Consider the following 20,181-nt stretch of genomic DNA (forward strand, 5'->3'; position numbering starts at 1 on the left):
TGCGCTTCTGCACCAAAATATATTTATATGTTAATCTGCCGTCAGGACCGCCATATCCGCCTTCTTGATCCTGCCGGCCGCCAGATAGGAACATCCAAGAAATAATAGGACGACTATCAGACCCGGCAGGACGATGTTGGAAAGGTCAGGGCGGGATGCAAAATTGCTGATTCCCGCAAGCCGCATCACAGCGGAAACAAACGAATCCGTAAGAATTGCCGCCAATACCGTCCCTCCTGCGGCTCCTATGGAAGCCACGATGCCAAACCGCAGGGAAAAGGTGACTCGCAGCATTTTGACAGAACATCCCATGGATTTATAGATGCCCAAGTCTTTCTGCTCTGCTGCCAGAATCCTGCCTCCCGCCATGAGAACCACGATAAGTACAAACAGGGCAATCATCCCATACATAAAGACCAAAAGCCCATGCATGGCTGCAATGATTCCGAAAAGCCCCGGCCACGAGTTCTCGTGGACATGCACATCGCCGCCGTATGCTTCTGTAAGCGCCTCTGTGACCGCTGTCCTTTTGGACGGGTCTGCAAGGAAATAATGATGGCACCAAAGCTGTGGGGCATCCTGCCCGATGGTGAGATATCCTTCCCGGTTCATTCCGATGTTGGCCCCCATGTCATTGGCACAGTGGTAGATTCCAGAAACCGTGAATTCCCCGCTTCCCGTGTCGCCCCGGACGGTCACTTTGTCCCCGATGCCCACCCCCTGATCAGAGGCGGCAGTCTCCGTCAGCACCACCTCATCCGGGCTCCGGCTGGTATCCCCCTGACTGATATGGAAGCGCTCCGGCTCAGTAATCACATTTGCCGTATAATTGGTCCCGTTCACGGAGACGCTTGGCATGGCGAGAAGATAGCTGTCCGTTATGTCCGTGTAGGAGCGCACCATATTCTCCATCTCCTCCGGCTCAAGCTCTCCCATGGCCTGCACGCCAATGTCCAGATCCGCCGGGTTAAAGGCATCCATCATCCCCTTGCCCTCCGGCCCAAGCCATGTATTCATCCGTCCGGCCAATGAAGCGAAAAACACAAGCAGGACGGCAATCAGACAGGCGCTTACATACCGTTTTTTTCCTGACAGAAGCTGACGCACGGCTAACCGGAAGGGAAGCCCCTCTATTTTCATCTGAAATGACTTTCCCGGTTTCCATCTGATTTCCGTTGTTTCCCCACGGATGGCCTTCATGGGTGTGACTGAACTGATTTTTCTCAATTTCAGGACTGTAAATCCCATGAGCAAAAGCAGGATTGCCGTAAAAGCTGCCATGCATGGCAGTACCGGTAAATCTGCGGGAAGGAGAACTCCTGTGGTGGTAAGTGTCATCCTGCCTGCCGCCTTGGCCGCCGGATATGCCGCCAAAATTCCGGGTAAAATTCCCACAAGCATGGCTGCCAGATACTGCGCAAGCTGCACCCGAACCAGACCGCCTCCAGTCAGTCCAATGGTCTTTAATATCCCAAGATTTTTATAATCCTGTTCCATCACACCGGAAATGCTGTGCCCTAGAACCACCATGGCCGCCGCCAGCAGAATCAGGGCAAATGCCGCCAAAAGTCCGCAGAAAGCATTTTGAAGAATCCCCATAAAGCCTTCGATGGCATCCGCACTGTGAATGAACTCCGTATACTGGGATATGGTCGTGTTCTCATTCAGAAGCTGGCTGATGTCTGCGATACTGGCATTACTCCCTGCTTCTGTGAAAATATGGAGCATTGCTCCGTTTCTGGCCAAACTGTCCATACCGGTCTCCGCAATGTCCTGAAGGATTGCTGTGTAATCTGCTTCACAAATCAAAAAACCTTTCATCCCGATCATGGAACTTCCCATGAAGGGGTCCTCATAGTACCCCGCAACCGTAAGGCTTACGTTCTGCCCCCCTCTTGCTATCGGAAAGGTAATGCTGTCTCCAATCTGCAGATTCATGATGGAAATCATAGAAGGCGATACATAGACCGTTCCGTGTGCAATCTCCTTTGGCGCCTCACTGTAACCGGATAAATCATTCCGGAAAAAACGGTATGTTTTATCCCCGCCACTCCAAAGAATAAGCTGCCCTTCGCTGTCCGACTCCACTCCCTTTGCCTCATAGTCGGAAAAAAGCAGGTTCTGTACTTGGAGCCCTTCGATTCCTTCCTGTGCCTTTATGCTGTCTGTCAACAGCTCCATGTCCGGCACGCCGGACACCCATGCGGTCAAGCTTCCAAAGCCCGCCCTTTGCATCTCCTGACGGATATAGCTGCCTCCCCCAAGAGATACAGTGAGGACGGTGGATAAGGAGAGCGATACCAAAAACAGCAGGACGGCAATTCCTATCAGGCTGCCTTTATGCCTTCTGATTCCGGCCCGGAATAAGATTCTGTTTTCCACGCATTGCACCTCCTACCATTGTAATTTGGAAAGCCATCCGCTTATCCTGCCTTCCCTCTGTCTGTCCTGTGCAGCCTGATAGGCGGGCAGTTCCAGTTCATCCAGAATCTTTCCGTCCTCCAGATACAAAATCCGGTTTCCTCTCACAGCCGCCCTCAAATCGTGGGTCACCATCAGGACGCTCTGCCCTGATTGGTTCAGCGCTGTCAAAAGGTCCAGTACCTCCCCGGTATGTGAGCGGTTCAGTGCCCCGGTAGGCTCATCCGCGAACAGAAGCCCCGGTTCTCCAATCATGGCTCTTGCTATGGCCGCCCGCTGTGCCTCACCGCCGGATACCTGAGAGGGAAGGCGGTTCTCTGCCTTTTCCACCCCCATCTGAGTGAGCAAAGTCTGCGCCCGGCGCTGTATCTGTGAAGAGCTGCCCTTTTTGCCCAGAAAGCCCGCCACAGCTACATTTTCATAAAGTGTCAGGTTGCTGACCAGATGAGTCTGCTGAAATACAAAGCCAAATTCTTCTGCACGGAGCTTCGCCAGCTGCTTCGCTTTAAGTCTTGTGAGCTCCTGTCCCCTATAGGACACCGTCCCCTCTGTCACTGCATCCATTTGACTCAGAGCGTATAAAAGCGTAGACTTTCCCGCCCCGGAGGAGCCCATGATGATGGTAAAATCCTTTTCAAAGATATCCACATCCACTTCGTCCAACGCCTTATTGTTTGTCTGGCCCTGTGTAAATACTTTGGTAAGTCCTCTACCCTGCAATAACACTTTTTTCATCCTGCCATGCCTCCCTTTCTGTATCAAATCCCCTCTCTGCGGAAATCAACGGCTTTTTACCAGTCCTTGCATCCGGAAGGATTTCATCCACAAAATTTACATAGAACTGTACATAGTCCAATTTCTTCTCGGAAAGTATTTTTTTCATCTGCTCCAGTAATTCTGTCCGGATATGCGTTTCGGATGCAGATTCAGTAATTTCGGCATACATCTCAAATGCGTCCTTCCCAACCTGTCGGAACTGGTAATCCATAAGCCCCTCGACGCAAAAGCCTTCTATGGCAAGGGGATGCAGGAACTCTTTGTTTCCGGAGCCGTCTTCAAACCAGAGGATATCTTCATCTCTCCCCAGAAGGCCTACGGCTCTTGTGAATGGATGAGGGCTGTTCTCCCCGGCTGCCTTAAGCATCAGGCTGTCAGAGATACGGTAACGGATCAACGGCTGTGCAAAGTTGTACAGGCAGGTCAGGTACATCGCACCGCTCTCCACTTCAATGAAATTCATATCGTCGAAGAGGATCATCCCTTCCTCTGGGTTCATTTCCACCCCCAGTGTAAGGGATTCGCTGGCTCCATAGAAATTAACCACGTCTGTTCCAAAGCTTTTCTCCAGATAGCTTCTAAGGCTTGCCCCAAGAGGCTCCCCGCAGGAGATCACCCGCACCGCATTCACCTGAACGCTCCCCTTTTCCACCAGTTCTGCAAGAATTTTGATGGCGGAGGGATATCCAATGATGATATTTGGCTGAAACTCTTTGATCTGCCGTATCCATTCGTCAAGAGGCATCTTAATGTCCAGATACATTTGGCTCGCTCCCACTCCGGAAATCCCATCGCCCACCGCCATCGCCCCTCCATAGCGTCCATCCGTGGCCGCAATATACACAATTTGGGGACGCTTCGCCAGCAGGGACAGAATCTGAGGCATGGACATATTCCAGAGCGCTGCACGGAGCATGCCTACCAGCATACTGTTCCATGCCTCCTCGTCATATACAAAGTAGCCGGGTTTTCCGGTACTTCCGGAAGAATGTACTACATGGTATTTCCCTTTGTAGGGCTTCCGGTCTGCGTTTTCTGCCGCATCGAACTCCCGAACCTCACAGAGACGTAAATCCTGCGGCACGACCAGCTCGTCAAAATGCTCCAGAAATAGTTTCTTATCCATGGTTGGAAAGCAGGAAAGGGGGAGCTCATCTAATTGTTCTTCCGTGATTCCCGCAGCTTCAAAAGTTCTTCTGTAATAAACGGAGTTTCCCCACGCATAGTGCAGCATGGTCCTCAATTTTTTCTCCTGCAGGGCGCGCATCTTTCTTGCGCTAAGCTTTGCCTGCCTCTTTAATCGGTATAAAGCCACCAGTATTTTTATATAGTTCCTCATGCGCCTCCCTCCTTACTCCACCAAAATGGTATATCCATGTTTATAATTTTCTCTGTGATAATAGGTCAGTTCCTTTGTCTCCTGATTCATGACAATGCTCCACTCCGTGGATTCAAATTCACCAAAGTTGTCTTTGCCCACACTGTCAAGGGCATCCCTTACATCCGCCTCTGTCATGGCCTCTGCTCCTTCAAGCGCCTCATTCAGGATGTCGTATCTGGTGTGGGACTGTAATGTACCAACCCCGTATTTTACTCCTTCCGCCAGATAGAAGTTCGTGACAACGGGGGTCTCTGTGACCACCATCTCATTGTCTATATATTCCACTGCCACACTGTTTCCCTGCGCGTCGGAAAGAGCCAGATGAACCATCATGCCCATGGAAGCATGGAAGTCATATTGTGAGAGCAGCTCCAGCGCTTCCTCCACGTCTGACGCCTTGTCAAGAAGGAGGCGGATGGCGGTCGTGGTAGTGATATCCGGTTTGTCCGTATCCTGCTCTATAGTAGCCGAGTCCTCAATCATATTGACGGACACGGCAAGCCCTTCTTCATTCATACCGTCCAAGGGGGTATACAGCCCGATAATCGCCTGCGCCGTGTCCGGCAGCCTTGAAATGTCCAGTCCCCCGGCCTGAATGAAGTCCGTATTGACGGTGGAAACCGAGGCATATCCCTCCTCCGGTCTGGCGCTTACGATCAGTGCATTACAGGTGTTCCAGTCGAAGTTCCTCCCGAACAGATTTCCCCCTTCTGTATGCTTCACAGACAGGGTGCTGCATCCGAATGGACTTTGGCCCATGAGCAGTTTAGGTATATTGGACATAAGCGCACTGCTTAAATACTCCACGACCCCATTATCAGAAGAGGCGCCTCCCTGCTCCAAAAACCCGTCAAAACCGTAATTACCCTCAAACCGGACTACGGACAGCCCTTCCTCCAGTGATTGGATTTTTTTATCCGGCTTGATGTAATTCTTATCCGTCTGTACGGTATCAGATGGTTTTGCACTTTCTCCACATCCGGTGACAAATCCCATTGCCAGCGACAGCAGGAATGCCATATATATTTTTTTCTTCATTTCCCGTACTTCCTTTCCTAATCTGAATCAAAGCCAGCCTTGCTGCTTCAAGTTATACTTTAATGTCTGCGGATAACACACAGCTAACAAAAAGATAAACAATTTCTAAACGGATTCTTTCGTGTTCCTTAACTGCTTTTATCATAGCATTGGTTCAAATGGATAACAAATACTTAGAAATAATTGATTTGAATAGGTTTTTTCAATGCTTATTTGTGCAGCCAGACAATAAATAGAGCATCTGGAATAATTAAAAATTCCAGATGCTCCGATTTTATCCAATATACTTATTTTAGTTTTCTAACCTTTCTTCTACCTGTGACAATCTAGGCATAGCCGGAATCGCACCCTTTTTCGCCACGCAAAGGCTGGCAACCGCATTTCCAAATCGTGCATACTCCGCCAATTCTTTTATTGTTAATTCATCTAACTGCTTTTCAGAAGTACTGATTTTATATAAAAATCCGCCCCAGAACGAATCACCTGCCCCGTTTGTATCTTCCGGCTTTGTTACAGTAAATCCCGGGACCATGCTGCCACCTTCTTTGCAGTAAATATAGGCGCCCTTTGCCCCGAGTGTAACAGCTACAATTTTTACCCCCTGACGGTATAAAGCTTCTGCTGCTTCCTGAATATCTTTGCAATCTGTTAAAAGTACCGTTTCTTCATCCGATATTTTCATCAGATCCACATATGGAACAAGACTTCTCATATGCTGCTTTGCCACTTCTTCATCTTTCCACAAAGATACCCGGTAATTCGGATCATACGAAATAATACTTCCTTTATTCTTTGCCCTTTTCACCGCATAAAATGTTGTGTCTCTCGCCGGCTGCTCTGTAAGTGACAGGGAACCCACGTGAAAAATATGCGTATTATCCAGAATATCTACCTCTACTTCTTCTTTTTGGAGCTTCGTATCCGCTCCGGGTTTCCTTGCGAAAGAAAAAGTACGTTCACCCGTTTCACTTACCTCTACAAACGCCAGTGTAGTAAAATACTGTTCATCCAGAATTAATCCTGTCGTATCCACGTTTTCCCTTTTTAAAACTGATTGAAGAAACTCTCCATGCATATCTCTTCCGGCTTTTCCAATAAATGCTGTATGTGCTCCCAGTTTTCCAGCCGCAACAGCAACATTTGCCGGTGCTCCTCCCGGATTTCTTGCATATAGCATCTGTCCATTTTCATTGATTCCCTGAGAAGTAAAATCAATCAAAATTTCTCCAAACACCGTTATATCATAAATAGATCTGCGAACAGCATCATTCGTATCCTGCAAAAGATTTTCTTCTAATAAATGATGCAGCAGCTTTTCACATTCTTTTTCATTATCCGTGTGAATATGTAATTCCCCTATATCAAAATCCGGCAGGCTTAACACGCCAAGCATAGATTTTGCATTTACAACATAACGGCCATTACATAGTTCCACATCATATGGAATGGATTCAGTGATACTAACCAATTTCTTTGCGTTTTGCATTGTTCCCAAAAATACTTTTACAATCATCCATCTTCCCCCTACGCAAATATGCTAATTACAATCGCACATACTAATCCCGTAATTCCTATAATCGTCTCCATGATTGTCCACGATTTTAAGGTTGTCTTTTCATCTATCTCTAACAATGAATTTACAAGCCAGAAACCAGAATCATTTACATGGCTGAATGCAGTGGCCCCTCCATTGATGGCACATACCATGGCAGCCAGATAAACTGGTGACAGCTCTGCAACTCCCGGCAATGCCGCCATAATTCCCGCTGCCATTGTCATCGCTACAACTGCCGCCCCGACAGATATGCGAATCAGCGCCGCAATCAAAAAAGCAACAAGAACGAGGGGAAGGCCACTTTTTTCAAGTGCAGGTCCGATAATATTTCCCATGCCGCAATCCTGTAATACCCAGCGGATAATTCCGCCGCCTGTAATAACTAAAAGAATCTGTCCCGTCGGCCGCAGGGACCGGTCCAGTATCTTCTTTAACTGTTCTCCATTATACCCCTGCTTCTTTCCCAGAAAATACATTGCCAAAAGTACAGCTATAATTAGGGCAACAAAAGGTGTTCCAAGAAAATCCAATACCGGACGGATAAAACCAATCCCCGGAATATAAGCTGAAATTGTACTGCATAGAATTAAAACCAAGGGCACAAGGATAATACACAGTACGGTGGAAAATGCCGGAAGATTACCATCCTCCGCTTCCCTGACTTCCTGAATGTTTGAGGGAAGTCCTGTGTTAATCTTATTTCCAATAAATTTAGACCATAAAATTCCCGCAAAAATCAGAGACAATATACCCACCGGCACACCTACGGCAATCATAACTCCCAAGTCTACATGCAGCATATTTGCGACCAGTACAGAACCCGCAGATGGCGGGATAAAAGCAAATCCGGCTGCCAAACCTGCCAGAAGAGGAATTACATAATACAGTGTTGATTTTTTTGTCTTTTTAGCCAGTCCAAATGCCAAAGGAATCAATATAACAACGCCCGCTTCAAAAAACACCGTTGTACCGACTACTAATCCGGTAATTCCCAAGGCAGCGCCTGCCTTTTTTTCTCCAAACTTATTTACTAATGTCTGGGCAACACACTGTGCTCCTCCTGATACTTCTAAGATACCGCCGAACAGAGAGCCCAGTCCAATCAGTAGCACGATTCCTTGAAGTGTTTCTCCCGCCCCTTTTTCCACAGTATTGACCAGAGCCGGAACCGGCATTCCGGCTCCAAGGCCAATAAACAACGCAGAAATCAACAGGGATAACACCGGGTGAATTTTAAATTTAATGATTAATAACAATAATAAAATAATCCCTGCTACTGCTGCAATCAACAGTCTTGATGGTTCGGCTGCAAATACCGGTTCTGTCATTTTACCTTCCTCCTACATATTTATGTACGGTTGCTTTTATGGCTCCAGATCCGGCAATCATTTCACGGAACATCGTTTCAATTTTTTCACCTAGTCCGGCCTGATAAATGTTAATAAAGAATATACGCTCATTAGATAGAATTGCCTTAAGCTGGTCTGTAAAAGTCTCAGGCTGCCCTACGATAATGTCCTTTAACTGTTCCTGAATTTCCTCATTCATAGGATCAGGGGCAAGTTCGTATCTTTTCCCTTCATCATCTACGGCCAGCATATATCTAAGCCACCCGGCAATTCCAAGCGGAATCGCGGTAAGTCGTGAAGCATCTCCATATTTTGCCACATATGCTTTTATCGTCTCTCCAAAACGGATACCTACCATCTGAGACACATCTACCGCCAGACGAAGGTTTGTATCTCCCAAATATTCATTGGGGAACCGCTCTTGAAAAAGTTCATCCACAAATTCCTGTGGGGAGAGAATTCCCGGATTTGGTACAACGGGAAGTCCTTCATCATAAGCTACCATACGGGCCATTTTCATCATATCTTCATCTGTATTCAGCATATGGGCGAACAGTTCATATCCCAGCGCCACACCGAGAGGGCCTGTGGCAGAATGCACTGGATTCAGGCATACTGTTACTTTCATACGTTCAGACAGATTTACGGTTTGCCTATCAGCCATATATACACCAAAACCTTTTTCCAAAGCAGGACGGCCATTGGGGAAGTTGTCTTCAATCACAAGATACTGGGGCTTTTCAGCATTCACGAAAGGAGCAATATAGGTCTTTTTCTCTGTGATAACCGGCTGCATATCCTCCACGCCCAGATTTTCAAGGTCTTCCGCAATCTGCTCACTCGGGCGGGGCGTAATCTTGTCAATCATAGTCCATGGGAAAGCAACTGTATTTTCGTCACTTACATAGGCTGCAAACCCCGCATCCACAAAGCCTGCTTTCTGCCACTCTTCTGTCATAGCCAGCACAGACTCACGAAGTTTTTCACCGTTCTTCGAGCAATTATCCATCGATACCAATGCTAAAGGATATCTTCCAGCTTTGTATCGTTCATAGAGCATAGCCGTCAACACTGCCATAGCTCCCACAGCTTTATCCGGGCCATTCTGAATGTCAGATTCTACAAAGGTAAACCATGTTCCATCCGCTTTCTGCAATGCATATCCTTTTTCTGTAATTGTAAAAGAAACTATTTGAAGAGACGGGCTGGTAAAAATTTCTTTCAACCGACTCCATTGCGTCGGATTGGAAGACTGTGCTTTCACTGCCTCAGCGAGTGAACCCAGCACCTTATATTCTCTGGTTCCATCTCCATGTAGAATCACACTCAGGCCCAGATTGTCATAAGGTTCGTAAATTTTATCTGCCACATCATAATCAAATGTCTCCACGCAGGTGATGCCCCGATCCATTGCACCTTCTTCCAAAAGTCCATCTGCAATACCGCCTATAAATATGCGAAAAATGTTGCCAATACCAAAATGTACCCATTTTGGTTCCTTCTTTGCTTTTTCCGAGACCGCCTCCACATCATATGTGGGGAGTACGATTCCTGCCCTTTCCCATGACTCACGGTCTTTAATTCCATTGATTGTTAATTTCATGCTGTTACCTCCTCTTTTCATTTTCGTTCAATACTTATGCTTAAGTCTTAATTGTAAGTATAGTATATAACTTGATTTTTCATAAATCCATTGACAAAAACAACAATATTGGATTTTGTTTTTTGTGTATTATCACTATGTTTTCTCTGATTATTGCATTCCATTTTAATTTATAATAAAATAAAGTTAAATCTTAACCGTATGATTAAGATATAACTTTAGGCGTCTACTACTAATTTTCCCGCTTTATCCGGGTCAGGAGAATATTATGAGTGAAAAGGGATTGACCACAATCAACTTAAAAAAAATAAATAAATCAAAGGTCTATCAATATATTTATAAGAAAAAAGCCACCTCCAAGCTTCAAATTGTTCAAGAGATGCAGATGGGTTTATCTACGGTCAGCCAAAATCTGAATTTATTAGAAGAAGAAGGCTTAATTGAAAGAAACGGATACTTTGACTCTACCGGAGGAAGGAAGGCCCACGCAATCCGGATTGTCTCTAACTATAAAATTTCAATCGGTATCGGTATTTTGAAAAATCTGTTCCATATTACCGCTATTGATTTATACGGAAATACACTCTATGCAGATACAATCTCTCTGCCCTATTCAAATAATTCGTCATATTATAAACAAGTCGCCGACAAAATCAAAGAATTTATTGCCGTAAATCAATATGACGAAAAAAAAATACTTGGAATTTCCATTGCTACTCAGGGAATCACTTCCCCGGATCATACAACGGTAACTTATGGAGCTATAATGAATAATACCAACATGAAACTGGAAGACTTTTCCATTCACCTTCCGTATCCATGTCATTTAGAGCATGATTCTAAATCTGCTGCCAGTCTGGAATTGTGGAATCATCAAGACCTTGACAGCGCTGTGATATTTCTGTTGAATAGAAATATGGGCGGCGCTGTCATAACGAATCGTGTTATCCATCAGGGAAGCTCCATGCATAGCGGCACCATTGAACATATGTGTGTCAATCCCGATGGTCCGCTTTGCTATTGTGGAAACCGTGGCTGTCTGGAAACATATTGTTCCGCTAACTCGCTGGAACACGCTTCTGGATTGTCTATAAAGGAATTTTTTCCTCTTTTAAGAGAAAAAAAGTCTCCCCAGCTTACACAAATCTGGGAAGACTATCTCAATCATCTGGCATTTGCCATGAGAAATCTGAATCTTGTAATTGATGCCCCCATTATCATCAGTGGATATCTGGCACCTTATTTTACAGAAGCAGATATTGATTATTTACAAAAACGTATGAATTCAAGTTCTCCTTTTGCATTGGGAAAAAATCATATATTGGTCGGTGTGCACGGACAATATACTCCAGCTATCGGCGCTGCTTTGTTTTATGTAGAGCAGTTTATTCAATCTATATAACAACTATTTAAGCAGGTTTTTAATACCAATCATGTTTTTCATTACGGTCAAGTGCATTGATCTGTTCCATCTCTTCGGCTGTCAGTTCAAAACTGAAAAGTTCAAGATTCTCCCGAATATGCTCCGGATTGCTGGAGCCGGGAATCACAATCACACCTTTCTGCAGATTCCAGCGGAGAATCACCTGTGCGGATGTGACACCGTGGGCCTGTGCGATGGCAGATATGGTTTCATTCCCCAGCAATTCCGCTGTGTGGCCACGTCCTCCAAATGGATACCAGCCCTGCACAACGATTCCTTTCTCCTGAATGTAGGGAATCACGTCATTTTCCTGATAATAGGGGTGAATCTCATTCTGTACTACGGCAGGCATGATTGTAATCTGGGGAAGAAAATCTTCCAGCTCCTCCACATACCAGTTGGAAAGTCCAATGGAGCGGAGTTTCCCGTCAGCCACAGCCTGCTCCATGGCTTTATAAGCCTCTACATCGCCGTCACCAGGATGGTGCAGGAGCATAAGGTCGATATATTCCATATCCATTTTCTCCAATGCCTCGTCTATGGCGCCGGCAGCATTGTCAAACTGGCTTGGATAGATTTTTGTCGTAACAAAGATTTCTTCTCTTGGAATGCCTGATTCCCGGACAGCCTTTCCGACCGCCCCTTCATTGTGGTACATATAGGCGGTGTCTATCAGTCTGCCTCCTGCCTCCAGCAATGACTTAACAGAGTTCTCACATTCCTCATCTGACAGGCTGTAAGTGCCAAGACCCATGATTGGCATTTCATAACCGCTGTTTAATAAAACCTTTTTCGTCTCGAAATGAAATATGCCTGTATTTGCGCTTGTTTCCATCGTTATATTCAATCCACCGACCCAGTCATTTACCTCATCGCTTGTGGTATCTGCCGAAAATCTCTCTCCGGGCTTCCACGTTACAGAATCGGGACAGAGACTATGCAGTTGTGTGTCACTGGAGCCAATTCCACTGCTGTGGGACGTGCAGAACGGGATGATGGTCTTATCTGAGAAATCATAGCTTTCTAAAAAGGTACTGATAATACGCGGGGCCTGCCCATTCCAGATGGGGTAGCCAAGAAAAATAACGTCATATTTATCCATATCTTCTACCCGGCCGGATATCTTGGGTCTTGCAGATGCATCATTCTGCTCTGTCGTCGTTCTGGAAGATGAATCACCATAATTCAAGTCGTCTTTGTTATATGGGGATTGGGGCGTAATCTGATAGATATCCGAGTCTGTCTTATCCGCAATCCAGCCGGCAATCTGTTCTGTCGTTCCCGTGCAGGAAAAATAGGCGGTCAATATATGCTTTGCACCATCTGTTTCAGTCTGTTGATTTGTTTTTGCGCCTTTCGCTTTCTCTTGTGAAGAGCATGATGCCAGTGTGAGCATCATACAGATGATTAATGCGGCGGCCATGATTCGTTTCATATTCACTCTCCTATCCTATCTGAGTACGATTCTGTATGGTAGCTGTTCTTCCTTCATATTTTTCGGAATCATTTTTATAATAGATATTTCTTGAAAAATTCTGCCATCTTATCAAATGGAATCGCATCTGTCCGGTCATATAAATCGGTATGGACTGCCCCCGGAATGAGCATAAGTTCTTTGTTCTCCCCTTTGAGCTTTTGAAAGGCATCTCTGCTGAAGTAGCAGGAATGTGCTTTATCACCGTGAATCAACAGCACTGCATTCCTGATTTCCTGACTGTACTGTAAAATCGGCATGTTAAGGAATGACAGGGAGGAGGTGATATTCCAGCCGCCATTTGAATTCAGTGACCTTGCATGGTATCCTCTGTCTGTCTTGTAATAATCATAATAGTCTTTTACAAAGAACGGTGCATCTTCAGGCAGCGGATCCACCACGCCTCCTGCAAGGGCATATTCCCCGTTTTTATAATCCTCAATTCTCTGGGCGTTCAAAGCCTTGCGCTTTTCATATCTAGCTTCCTCACTGTCCTCGGAATCAAAATACCCTTTCGCGTTGACCCTGCCCATATCGTACATTGTGGAGGCTACTGCTGCCTTGATTCTGGTGTCAATGGCCGCTGCGTTCAGCGCCATTCCGCCCCATCCGCAGATACCGATGATAGCGATTTTTTCAGGGTCGGCATTTTCCTGAACGGACAGGAAGTCCACTGCCGCCTGAAAATCCTCTGTATTGATATCCGGTGAAGCCACATATCTGGGAGTCCCGCCGCTTTCCCCAGTGAAGGAGGGGTCAAAGGCGATGGTCAAAAAGCCTCTCTCCGCCATGGTCTGCGCGTACAGTCCGGAAGCCTGCTCCTTTACCGCGCCAAACGGCCCGCATACCGCAATTGCTGCCAGTTTCCCCTCTGCGTTCTTCGGCACATACATGTCCGCCGCCAGCGTGATGCCATATCGGTTGTGGAAAGTCACCTTGCTGTGGTCTACCTTTTCACTCTGTGGGAACGTTTTATCCCATTCTTTTGTTAAATTCAACTGCTCTTTCATCATTAAAAACTCCTTCTTTCTATACATATTTTGTAAAATAATCTGCAATCTCTTCCATACGGGTTTCCTGTTTCACATGGAAAGGACCTTCAGCTTTTCAACCGTCAACTAATCCGGAAACGGTACCCCGCCCCCCAGACCGTCTCAATAAACTGTGTCTTTAAAGCATTTTTACTGATTTTGTCCCGCAGACGGTTGATGTGTACCGTGACGGTGGACGCATCCCCAAGGGAATCCATCCCCCAGATTCGGTCAAACAGGGTATCCCTAGAAAAGACAATATTGGGGTTCTCTGCCAAAAAAAGCAGGAGTTCAAATTCTTTATTCACGAGAACAACCTCCTTTCCGTCCAGATAGACCATTCTGGATTTTGGGAGAATTGTGAGATTCTGGTACGCAATCTCCGTCTCTTCTTTTTCTGTCTGGGATTCCAGAAGCAGGTTATGAATATGAATATGGGACTTGACCCGGGCTACCAGCTCCGCCGGACTGAAAGGTTTTATCAGATAATCGTCTGCGCCAAGGCCCAATCCACGGATTTTATCAACATCTTCTTTCTTTGCTGTCACCATAATAATAGGCAGGTGCAAAGAACGCCGCAGCTCCCGGCATACTTCAAAGCCGGTTTTCCCCGGAAGCATCACATCAAGCAGAACAGCGTCATGTTCTCCTGTTTTCGCCTTTTTCTCTCCTTCCAGACCATCAGAAGCAATTTCTGTCTCGAACCCGTTGGCCTCCAGATAATCACGCTCAAGCTCCGCAATCAATTCATCGTCTTCCACAATCAGTATTTTTTCCATCTATGTCCTCCCCGGCAATCGGCAGATGGATGATGATTGCCAGTCCCTCTCTGTTTTCCGCCTGAACCTTTCCTCCGTGGCCAAGGATAATCTCTTTGACCACGGCGAGTCCAATGCCGCTTCCCTTTTCAGACTGGGTCCGTGCGTCATCCACCCGGTAAAAACTGTCAAATATCTGTTCCAGACTTTCTTCCGGCACGCCCGGACCGTCATCTTTAAATACCAGCTCGATATCCATACCTGTTAAAGTGCGTTTCAGCGATATCTCAATCTGCGATTTTTCCGAAGTCCTGTACTTCACTGTGTTCGTGAACAGATTGTCAAACACGCGCTTTAACTCCTCCCGGTCAATCCGTACCGGATAAGTCTCTTTTCCATATACAAACGAAACCGTCACCTGATTCTGTTCTGTGTCATGCCTGCAGGTTTCCAGATACTGCTCCACAAATTCTTTGAAATCTGTTTCTTCCACACGGTATCGGAAACCGTCATCCAGCCTGCTGTATTCCGAAAGGCTCTCCACAAGGCTCACAAGATTCCCTGTCCTTGTCTTGATTGCCTGTAAATAGCGCATTCTTTTTTCCGGAGTATCCGCAATCCCATCCATCAGGCCGTCCAGATAGCCAATGATAGAAGTCAGAGGGGTCCTCAAATCATGGGAAATACCTGTTATAAGCTCCCTCCTTCGCTTTTCGTCTCTCAGGCGCTGCTCTACGGATTCTTGTAGGTAGGCGCGCATCTCATCAAAATCCCTGCACACTTCCCCAAATTCATCCTGTTTCCGGTATTCCATTTTCGTGTCCAGATTTCCCTCCCTGATTTCCTTTGTTCCCATGCTCAGGCGCTTCAAGGGTTTCAGGATACTTTTGGAAATCCACCAGGAAGTGATTCCATTTACAAATACCGTAAGAACCACAAACAAGAGGATGAATCCATACAGATACCGTAAAATATAGTTTTTCAGATAATTCACCACGGTTCCATCCGTCTGCTGCCTGTGGACAGCAGTGATACAGAAGGCCTTCTCCCCGTGGTAAAAGGTATTTTTAATGACGGACACCTCGTGCCTGCTGGCAGTCAGAGATTTCGCCGTATCAATGGCATCTCCAGCCACAGACCGAGCGGCCTGCATGTCTTCCTCTGTCAGGTTGGTATAAATAAGCTTCTCATTTTTTGTAATCATGAACTGATAGCCCATACCGGACAGTTTATTCTCCAGATGGTACATTTCATCACTTTTTCTAATTTCCCCGGCGTCATCCGTATGCCCGTCCTGCCCCCAGTTATTCTCCCACAGCTCCTTCTGGTAGGTATAAATCATGCTCTGGGCAAACTGTATGCTGTTTTCATCGCTGTACATAGCTTCCAGCGTATACCAAAAACTGCCCAGAGATGTGTGCAGACACACACTTATCACGATTGCCGTAAACAGGATTGGTATCAGGACCATCATAATATTGGACAGCCTGATTTTTTTCTTGATTGTCATTGCCATACTTACAGAAACGCTCCATTGCAGACTTGAAGCACCTGCCCCTTCACCGCTTTTCCCATCTTGCTGGCAAGATACAGACAGGCATAGGCCTGATCCATGGCATCGCATTCCGGCCCCGGGAAATACACATAATGGCCGCTGTATTTGAGCATCTCGTTGCCCCCGGGCTGTTCTCCCGCCTTGTTGGCAAGATGGGCCGGTGTGATGGTCGCTCCGGGCGCAACGGCATTGCACCGGATGTTCGTATCTACAAGCCGCATGGCTACATTTTTCGTCAGCGTATTCAGCGCGCCTTTTGTGGAAGTATAAGTAGCCCCGCAGAAAGGTCTGTCTCCGTTTACGGAGGAGATATTGATAATGACCCCTTCGTTTTTGGGCATAAATATTTTCAGTGCCTCCCGGATATACCGCATAGGCCCGCCCAAATTCGTATTCATCACCTGCATCATCCATTCGTCGTCCGTCTCATCGATCATTTTCTGCTCCCCGATTCCCGCATTGTTGATCAGGATATCCAAATCGCCGAAAGCCGCCAGTGTTTCCTGCATCACTCTCTTTGTATCTTCCGTGGAACAGGTATCCGCCACAACGCCAATGGCTTTCCCGCCTTTTTCACGGATTCCGTTCACGACCTTATCCAGTTTTTCTTGTCCTCTGGCGGTGAGCACAACACTGGCTCCTTCTTCTGCAAACAGCTCTGCCATTGTCTGGCCCATTCCATAACTTGCCCCTGTAATAATTGCAACTTTTCCTTCTAACATCTTTGCATCCATAGTCTATGTTCTCCTTATATTTCCTTTCCCATCTGATACGCTCTTTCAAGTACCGGATGGTTCTCAATCTCTCCCGCCTGATCGACTCCGCCTGCAAAAACGCTCCCTGCAAGCCGTGCCTTTTCAAAGCAGGAAATCCAACCCTGAATGCCATTGAGTACGCCGTCCATAGCTTGTTCCTCTTCATCAGCCGCCGTCGCCAGCAGATAGACGTCCCGGAACCGGTAATCCAGAAAATACAGCGGATTTGCCCGGTCTAGCATCGTCTTCATCTGTCCGCTCATCCCGTAATAATAAATCGGTGTGGCAAAAACAAGAACGTCGGCCGCCAGCATTTTACGGGCGATTTCATCCCCGCCGTCCTGAATCACACATCTGCCTGTTTTTTGGCAGGCAAGGCAGCCTCTGCAGAAAGCAATCTCCTTATCCCGGATACATACTTTTTCCACACGATGTCCCGCCTCTTTGGCCCCACGTATCAATGCGTCAGCCAGAATTTCCGAGTTACTTCCTTTCCGCAGGCTGGTCGAAATGACTAAAATATTTTTTTCCATCTATATCCCTCTTTCTTTTTCATTTTTTATCTGGTATATCAGATAATCAAGACAGTAAATCTTCTTTTCCGCCTTGTGCACAACGTTCAGTAGTTCTCTTCTATGCTTTTCCAGCAGTGTAATCTGCTCTTCCTTCTGCTCCCTGTCAAAGTATAAAAGAAAATCTTCAATGATATCTGGACCGCACCCCGCATCCTTCAGATTTTGAACAACTTTTTCTCTGGATTCTAAATTCATCATTTTCTTCACTGCAGACTCTCTTTGAATATTTCTAAAATTTCTTCCTGCGTCAGCACTTTATATCCGCCTTCCATGACAAGGGTGCTTTTTACAAGATTCTCAAGCATATCCTCCGTCACACCAAGCTCCCTGATGTTCATGGCTACCCCGATTTCGCTCATCCATGCCTCCATGGCACGCAGTCCTTCTTCTGCAATCTCCCTATCCGATTTCCCTTCCGGCTCTATATTCCATACACACTCTGCAAAACGTTTGAATTTGGCAAGTCCATAGGGCATAATGTGGCGGTAATAGGGCAGGGAGACTGCGGAAAGCGTCATCCCGTGGGTCGCATCTGTGTGCGCGCCCACCGCCTGCCCTAACATGTGCACCATCCAGTCTGTGGATTTGCCCATGGCCACCAGCGTATTGAGCGCCCATGTGGCAGTCCACATAATATTGCTTCTTGCCTCATAGTTCTCCGGGTCTTTGACTGCGATTCTGGAGCTGTAAATGAGAGACCTCATCAGCCCTTCCATCAGATAATCGGATGTATTGTCATCCTCACCGGAAAAATACTGCTCACAAATGTGATTCATAATATCATAGAACCCTGCTGTCATCTGATACTTTGGCAGGGAATATGTGAAAGCCGGATTCAACACTGCAAATTTGGGGAATACACGCTCTCCGAAGACATGCCCGATTTTCAGCTTGCTCTCGTGGTTCGTAATCACCGCTCCCCCATTCATCTCAGAGCCGGTTCCCACCATAGTGAGCACACACCCTACCGGGATAATTTTTGTATCCATATCCACGTCTTCAAACTTCAAGTAATACTTCTCCCAAGGATCTTCCTCACAGTTCACAGAAATGGACACTGCCTTGGCATAGTCACAGCAGGAGCCCCCGCCAACAGCGAGAATAAAATCCACCTGATTGTCCCTCGCGATTCGAACCCCTTCGTAAAGCTTCTCTACCGTTGGGTTCGGCATGACACCGCCATCCTCAAATATTGCCTTTCCGTTTGCCTTTAAAATATCAATTACCTTGTCATAGATTCCATTTTTCTTGATAGAACCGCCGCCATACACCAGCTGCACATTCTTTCCGTATTTTGGCAGCTCTTCATTCAGATAGTTCAAAGAATCCTCTCCAAAATATAGCTTCGTGGGATTTGAAAACACAAAATTTCCTAACATTATTTATTCCTCCTTGTTATGAGCGGGCCTATACCCGCGGTGAATTCCTATACCTTAATACAACTCTACTATAAATCTGCAATATTCAAATATCAAATACTTATATTAAATAGATTTGTATTGTTGAAACCTATTCATCTTTTTGATAAACTAGTGACTAATAAATCTATTGTAAAAAGTTATTTTGAAAGGAGAGTCTTCGATGGAATTAAGAGTATTACAGTATTTCCTCGCCGTGGCTAGGGAGCAGAGTATCGTGCGGGCGGCAGAATCACTGCACCTCTCCCAGCCCACACTGTCTACACAGATTCGGAATATGGAAGAAGAGCTTGGAAAGCAGCTTCTCATCCGGGGCACAAAGGGTTCACGGAAGGTAACTTTAACGGAAGAAGGAATGATACTTCGGAAACGTGCGGAAGAAATTCTTGATTTGGTGAAAAAGACAGAAAAAGAAATTACCTGCTCCGACGAAATTATCATCGGAGACATTTATATCGGCGCCGGCGAGACCGATGCCATGCGTATTATCGCCAAAGCGGCAAAGAAACTACAGAAGGATTATCCCGGAATCCATTACCACCTTTCCAGCGGCAATGCGACATTTGTGAAAGAGCGTCTGGATAAAGGCCTGCTCGACTTTGGAATCGTATTTGGAGAAGTGGATCTAATCAAATACAACGCCATAAGGATACCGGCCAAAGATGTGTGGGGCGTGCTGATGCGGAAAGATTCTCCGCTGGCGTCCAAAGAAGTGATTTCCCCCGAAGATTTGTGGGATAAGCCACTGATCCTGTCCCAGCAGGAAAACCGGGGCGGGGACATAACCCAGTGGCTCAAGAAGCAGGCAGGGGAATTAAATATTACGGCCACATTTAATCTTATTTTTAATGCCTCCATATTGGTGGATGAAGGTCTGGGATATGCCATAAGCTTCGACAGAATCATCAATACGACAGGGAACAGTAACCTCTGTTTCCGTCCCCTGACTCCGAAGGTAGAGGCCGAGATGAATCTCATATGGAAGAAATACCAGATCTTATCCAAACCGGCTGAAAAGTTCATCACAATCTTGAGAGAACAATTAAACGATGGCCCCAGCTGAGCATT

The 20,181-nt window shown here is 46.3% G+C and carries 17 protein-coding genes; 2 read left to right on the forward strand and 15 right to left on the reverse strand.

Going from position 1 to position 20,181, the window contains the following annotated elements; all coding sequences use genetic code 11:
- Nucleotides 1–30: 30 nt before the first annotated feature.
- From BN6465_RS09320 to BN6465_RS09350, 7 genes are all read right to left on the reverse strand, one after another.
- Nucleotides 31–2,382, reverse strand: a complete 2,352-nt coding sequence (locus BN6465_RS09320; RefSeq protein ID WP_066733845.1) for an ABC transporter permease — start codon at nucleotides 2,380–2,382, stop codon at nucleotides 31–33.
- Nucleotides 2,383–2,394: 12 nt separating this feature from the next.
- A complete protein-coding gene (locus BN6465_RS09325) occupies nucleotides 2,395–3,156 on the reverse strand; it encodes an ABC transporter ATP-binding protein (protein WP_066733847.1) in 762 nt (253 codons plus the stop codon).
- Nucleotides 3,131–4,537 (reverse strand): phenylacetate--CoA ligase family protein, encoded by a 1,407-nt coding sequence (locus BN6465_RS09330; RefSeq protein ID WP_066733849.1) that lies wholly within the window; start codon nucleotides 4,535–4,537, stop codon nucleotides 3,131–3,133. Before BN6465_RS09330 ends, BN6465_RS09325 begins: the two co-directional genes overlap by 26 nt.
- 12 nt (nucleotides 4,538–4,549) lie before the next feature.
- A complete protein-coding gene (locus tag BN6465_RS09335) occupies nucleotides 4,550–5,617 on the reverse strand; it encodes a linear amide C-N hydrolase (RefSeq protein WP_066733851.1) in 1,068 nt (355 codons plus the stop codon).
- A 292-nt stretch (nucleotides 5,618–5,909) separates the two neighbouring features.
- Nucleotides 5,910–7,130, reverse strand: coding sequence for a PfkB family carbohydrate kinase (locus tag BN6465_RS09340; protein WP_082891637.1), 1,221 nt, complete (start codon nucleotides 7,128–7,130; stop codon nucleotides 5,910–5,912).
- A gap of 11 nt (nucleotides 7,131–7,141) precedes the next feature.
- Nucleotides 7,142–8,500, reverse strand: coding sequence for a GntP family permease (locus BN6465_RS09345; RefSeq protein ID WP_066733854.1), 1,359 nt, complete (start codon nucleotides 8,498–8,500; stop codon nucleotides 7,142–7,144).
- A 1-nt stretch (nucleotide 8,501) separates the two neighbouring features.
- On the reverse strand, nucleotides 8,502–10,124 hold the full coding sequence (locus BN6465_RS09350; RefSeq protein WP_066733859.1) for a mannitol dehydrogenase family protein: 1,623 nt from the start codon (nucleotides 10,122–10,124) through the stop codon (nucleotides 8,502–8,504).
- Nucleotides 10,125–10,392: 268 nt separating this feature from the next.
- Here BN6465_RS09350 and BN6465_RS09355 point away from each other — a divergent pair, with 268 nt between their 5' ends.
- A complete protein-coding gene (locus BN6465_RS09355) occupies nucleotides 10,393–11,526 on the forward strand; it encodes an ROK family transcriptional regulator (RefSeq protein WP_066733862.1) in 1,134 nt (377 codons plus the stop codon).
- 19 nt (nucleotides 11,527–11,545) lie between these two features.
- Here the strand turns inward: BN6465_RS09355 and BN6465_RS09360 are convergent, their stop codons facing one another.
- The 8 genes from BN6465_RS09360 to BN6465_RS09395 form a co-directional block, all read right to left on the reverse strand.
- Entirely contained in the window at nucleotides 11,546–12,982 is a 1,437-nt protein-coding gene (locus BN6465_RS09360; RefSeq protein ID WP_066733864.1) for an aldo/keto reductase, read from the reverse strand.
- Between the two features lie 74 nt (nucleotides 12,983–13,056).
- Nucleotides 13,057–14,031, reverse strand: coding sequence for an alpha/beta hydrolase (locus tag BN6465_RS09365; RefSeq protein WP_334292658.1), 975 nt, complete (start codon nucleotides 14,029–14,031; stop codon nucleotides 13,057–13,059).
- 104 nt (nucleotides 14,032–14,135) lie between these two features.
- Complete coding sequence (locus tag BN6465_RS09370; protein WP_066733870.1) at nucleotides 14,136–14,831, reverse strand: response regulator transcription factor; 696 nt, start codon at nucleotides 14,829–14,831, stop codon at nucleotides 14,136–14,138.
- Nucleotides 14,800–16,326 carry a sensor histidine kinase gene (locus BN6465_RS09375; RefSeq protein WP_227183457.1) on the reverse strand — a complete coding sequence of 509 codons (1,527 nt, stop codon included), beginning with the start codon at nucleotides 16,324–16,326 and terminating at the stop codon, nucleotides 14,800–14,802. The genes BN6465_RS09370 and BN6465_RS09375 overlap by 32 nt, the downstream gene beginning before the upstream one ends.
- A 2-nt stretch (nucleotides 16,327–16,328) precedes the next feature.
- Nucleotides 16,329–17,099 (reverse strand): SDR family NAD(P)-dependent oxidoreductase, encoded by a 771-nt coding sequence (locus BN6465_RS09380; protein ID WP_066733874.1) that lies wholly within the window; start codon nucleotides 17,097–17,099, stop codon nucleotides 16,329–16,331.
- Between the two features lie 14 nt (nucleotides 17,100–17,113).
- The gene (locus tag BN6465_RS09385; protein WP_066733877.1) at nucleotides 17,114–17,653 is read right to left on the reverse strand and encodes a flavodoxin family protein; all 540 of its coding nucleotides are present in this window, start codon (nucleotides 17,651–17,653) and stop codon (nucleotides 17,114–17,116) included.
- Nucleotides 17,654–17,893, reverse strand: coding sequence for a hypothetical protein (locus BN6465_RS09390; protein WP_066735215.1), 240 nt, complete (start codon nucleotides 17,891–17,893; stop codon nucleotides 17,654–17,656).
- Nucleotides 17,894–17,898: 5 nt separating this feature from the next.
- On the reverse strand, nucleotides 17,899–19,074 hold the full coding sequence (locus tag BN6465_RS09395) for an iron-containing alcohol dehydrogenase (protein ID WP_066733879.1): 1,176 nt from the start codon (nucleotides 19,072–19,074) through the stop codon (nucleotides 17,899–17,901).
- 202 nt (nucleotides 19,075–19,276) lie between these two features.
- Here BN6465_RS09395 and BN6465_RS09400 point away from each other — a divergent pair, with 202 nt between their 5' ends.
- Nucleotides 19,277–20,176 carry a LysR family transcriptional regulator gene (locus tag BN6465_RS09400; protein WP_066733882.1) on the forward strand — a complete coding sequence of 300 codons (900 nt, stop codon included), beginning with the start codon at nucleotides 19,277–19,279 and terminating at the stop codon, nucleotides 20,174–20,176.
- Nucleotides 20,177–20,181 lie beyond the last annotated feature (5 nt).

The sequence above is a fragment of the Bariatricus massiliensis genome (assembly GCF_900086725.1).
Taxonomy (GTDB): Bacteria; Bacillota; Clostridia; order Lachnospirales; family Lachnospiraceae; genus Allocoprococcus; species Allocoprococcus massiliensis.

Bases quoted from the DNA above. Each gene is read 5' to 3' on its own strand.
- BN6465_RS09325 (WP_066733847.1), bottom strand. From the start codon at position 3,156: ATGAAAAAAGTGTTATTGCAGGGTAGAGGACTTACCAAAGTATTTACA.
- BN6465_RS09330 (WP_066733849.1), bottom strand. From the start codon at position 4,537: ATGAGGAACTATATAAAAATACTGGTGGCTTTATACCGATTAAAGAGG.
- BN6465_RS09335 (WP_066733851.1), bottom strand. From the start codon at position 5,617: ATGAAGAAAAAAATATATATGGCATTCCTGCTGTCGCTGGCAATGGGA.
- BN6465_RS09340 (WP_082891637.1), bottom strand. From the start codon at position 7,130: ATGATTGTAAAAGTATTTTTGGGAACAATGCAAAACGCAAAGAAATTG.
- BN6465_RS09345 (WP_066733854.1), bottom strand. From the start codon at position 8,500: ATGACAGAACCGGTATTTGCAGCCGAACCATCAAGACTGTTGATTGCA.
- BN6465_RS09350 (WP_066733859.1), bottom strand. From the start codon at position 10,124: ATGAAATTAACAATCAATGGAATTAAAGACCGTGAGTCATGGGAAAGG.
- BN6465_RS09355 (WP_066733862.1), top strand. From the start codon at position 10,393: ATGAGTGAAAAGGGATTGACCACAATCAACTTAAAAAAAATAAATAAA.
- BN6465_RS09360 (WP_066733864.1), bottom strand. From the start codon at position 12,982: ATGAAACGAATCATGGCCGCCGCATTAATCATCTGTATGATGCTCACA.
- BN6465_RS09365 (WP_334292658.1), bottom strand. From the start codon at position 14,031: ATGAAAGAGCAGTTGAATTTAACAAAAGAATGGGATAAAACGTTCCCA.
- BN6465_RS09370 (WP_066733870.1), bottom strand. From the start codon at position 14,831: ATGGAAAAAATACTGATTGTGGAAGACGATGAATTGATTGCGGAGCTT.
- BN6465_RS09375 (WP_227183457.1), bottom strand. From the start codon at position 16,326: ATGGCAATGACAATCAAGAAAAAAATCAGGCTGTCCAATATTATGATG.
- BN6465_RS09380 (WP_066733874.1), bottom strand. From the start codon at position 17,099: ATGGATGCAAAGATGTTAGAAGGAAAAGTTGCAATTATTACAGGGGCA.
- BN6465_RS09385 (WP_066733877.1), bottom strand. From the start codon at position 17,653: ATGGAAAAAAATATTTTAGTCATTTCGACCAGCCTGCGGAAAGGAAGT.
- BN6465_RS09390 (WP_066735215.1), bottom strand. From the start codon at position 17,893: ATGATGAATTTAGAATCCAGAGAAAAAGTTGTTCAAAATCTGAAGGAT.
- BN6465_RS09395 (WP_066733879.1), bottom strand. From the start codon at position 19,074: ATGTTAGGAAATTTTGTGTTTTCAAATCCCACGAAGCTATATTTTGGA.
- BN6465_RS09400 (WP_066733882.1), top strand. From the start codon at position 19,277: ATGGAATTAAGAGTATTACAGTATTTCCTCGCCGTGGCTAGGGAGCAG.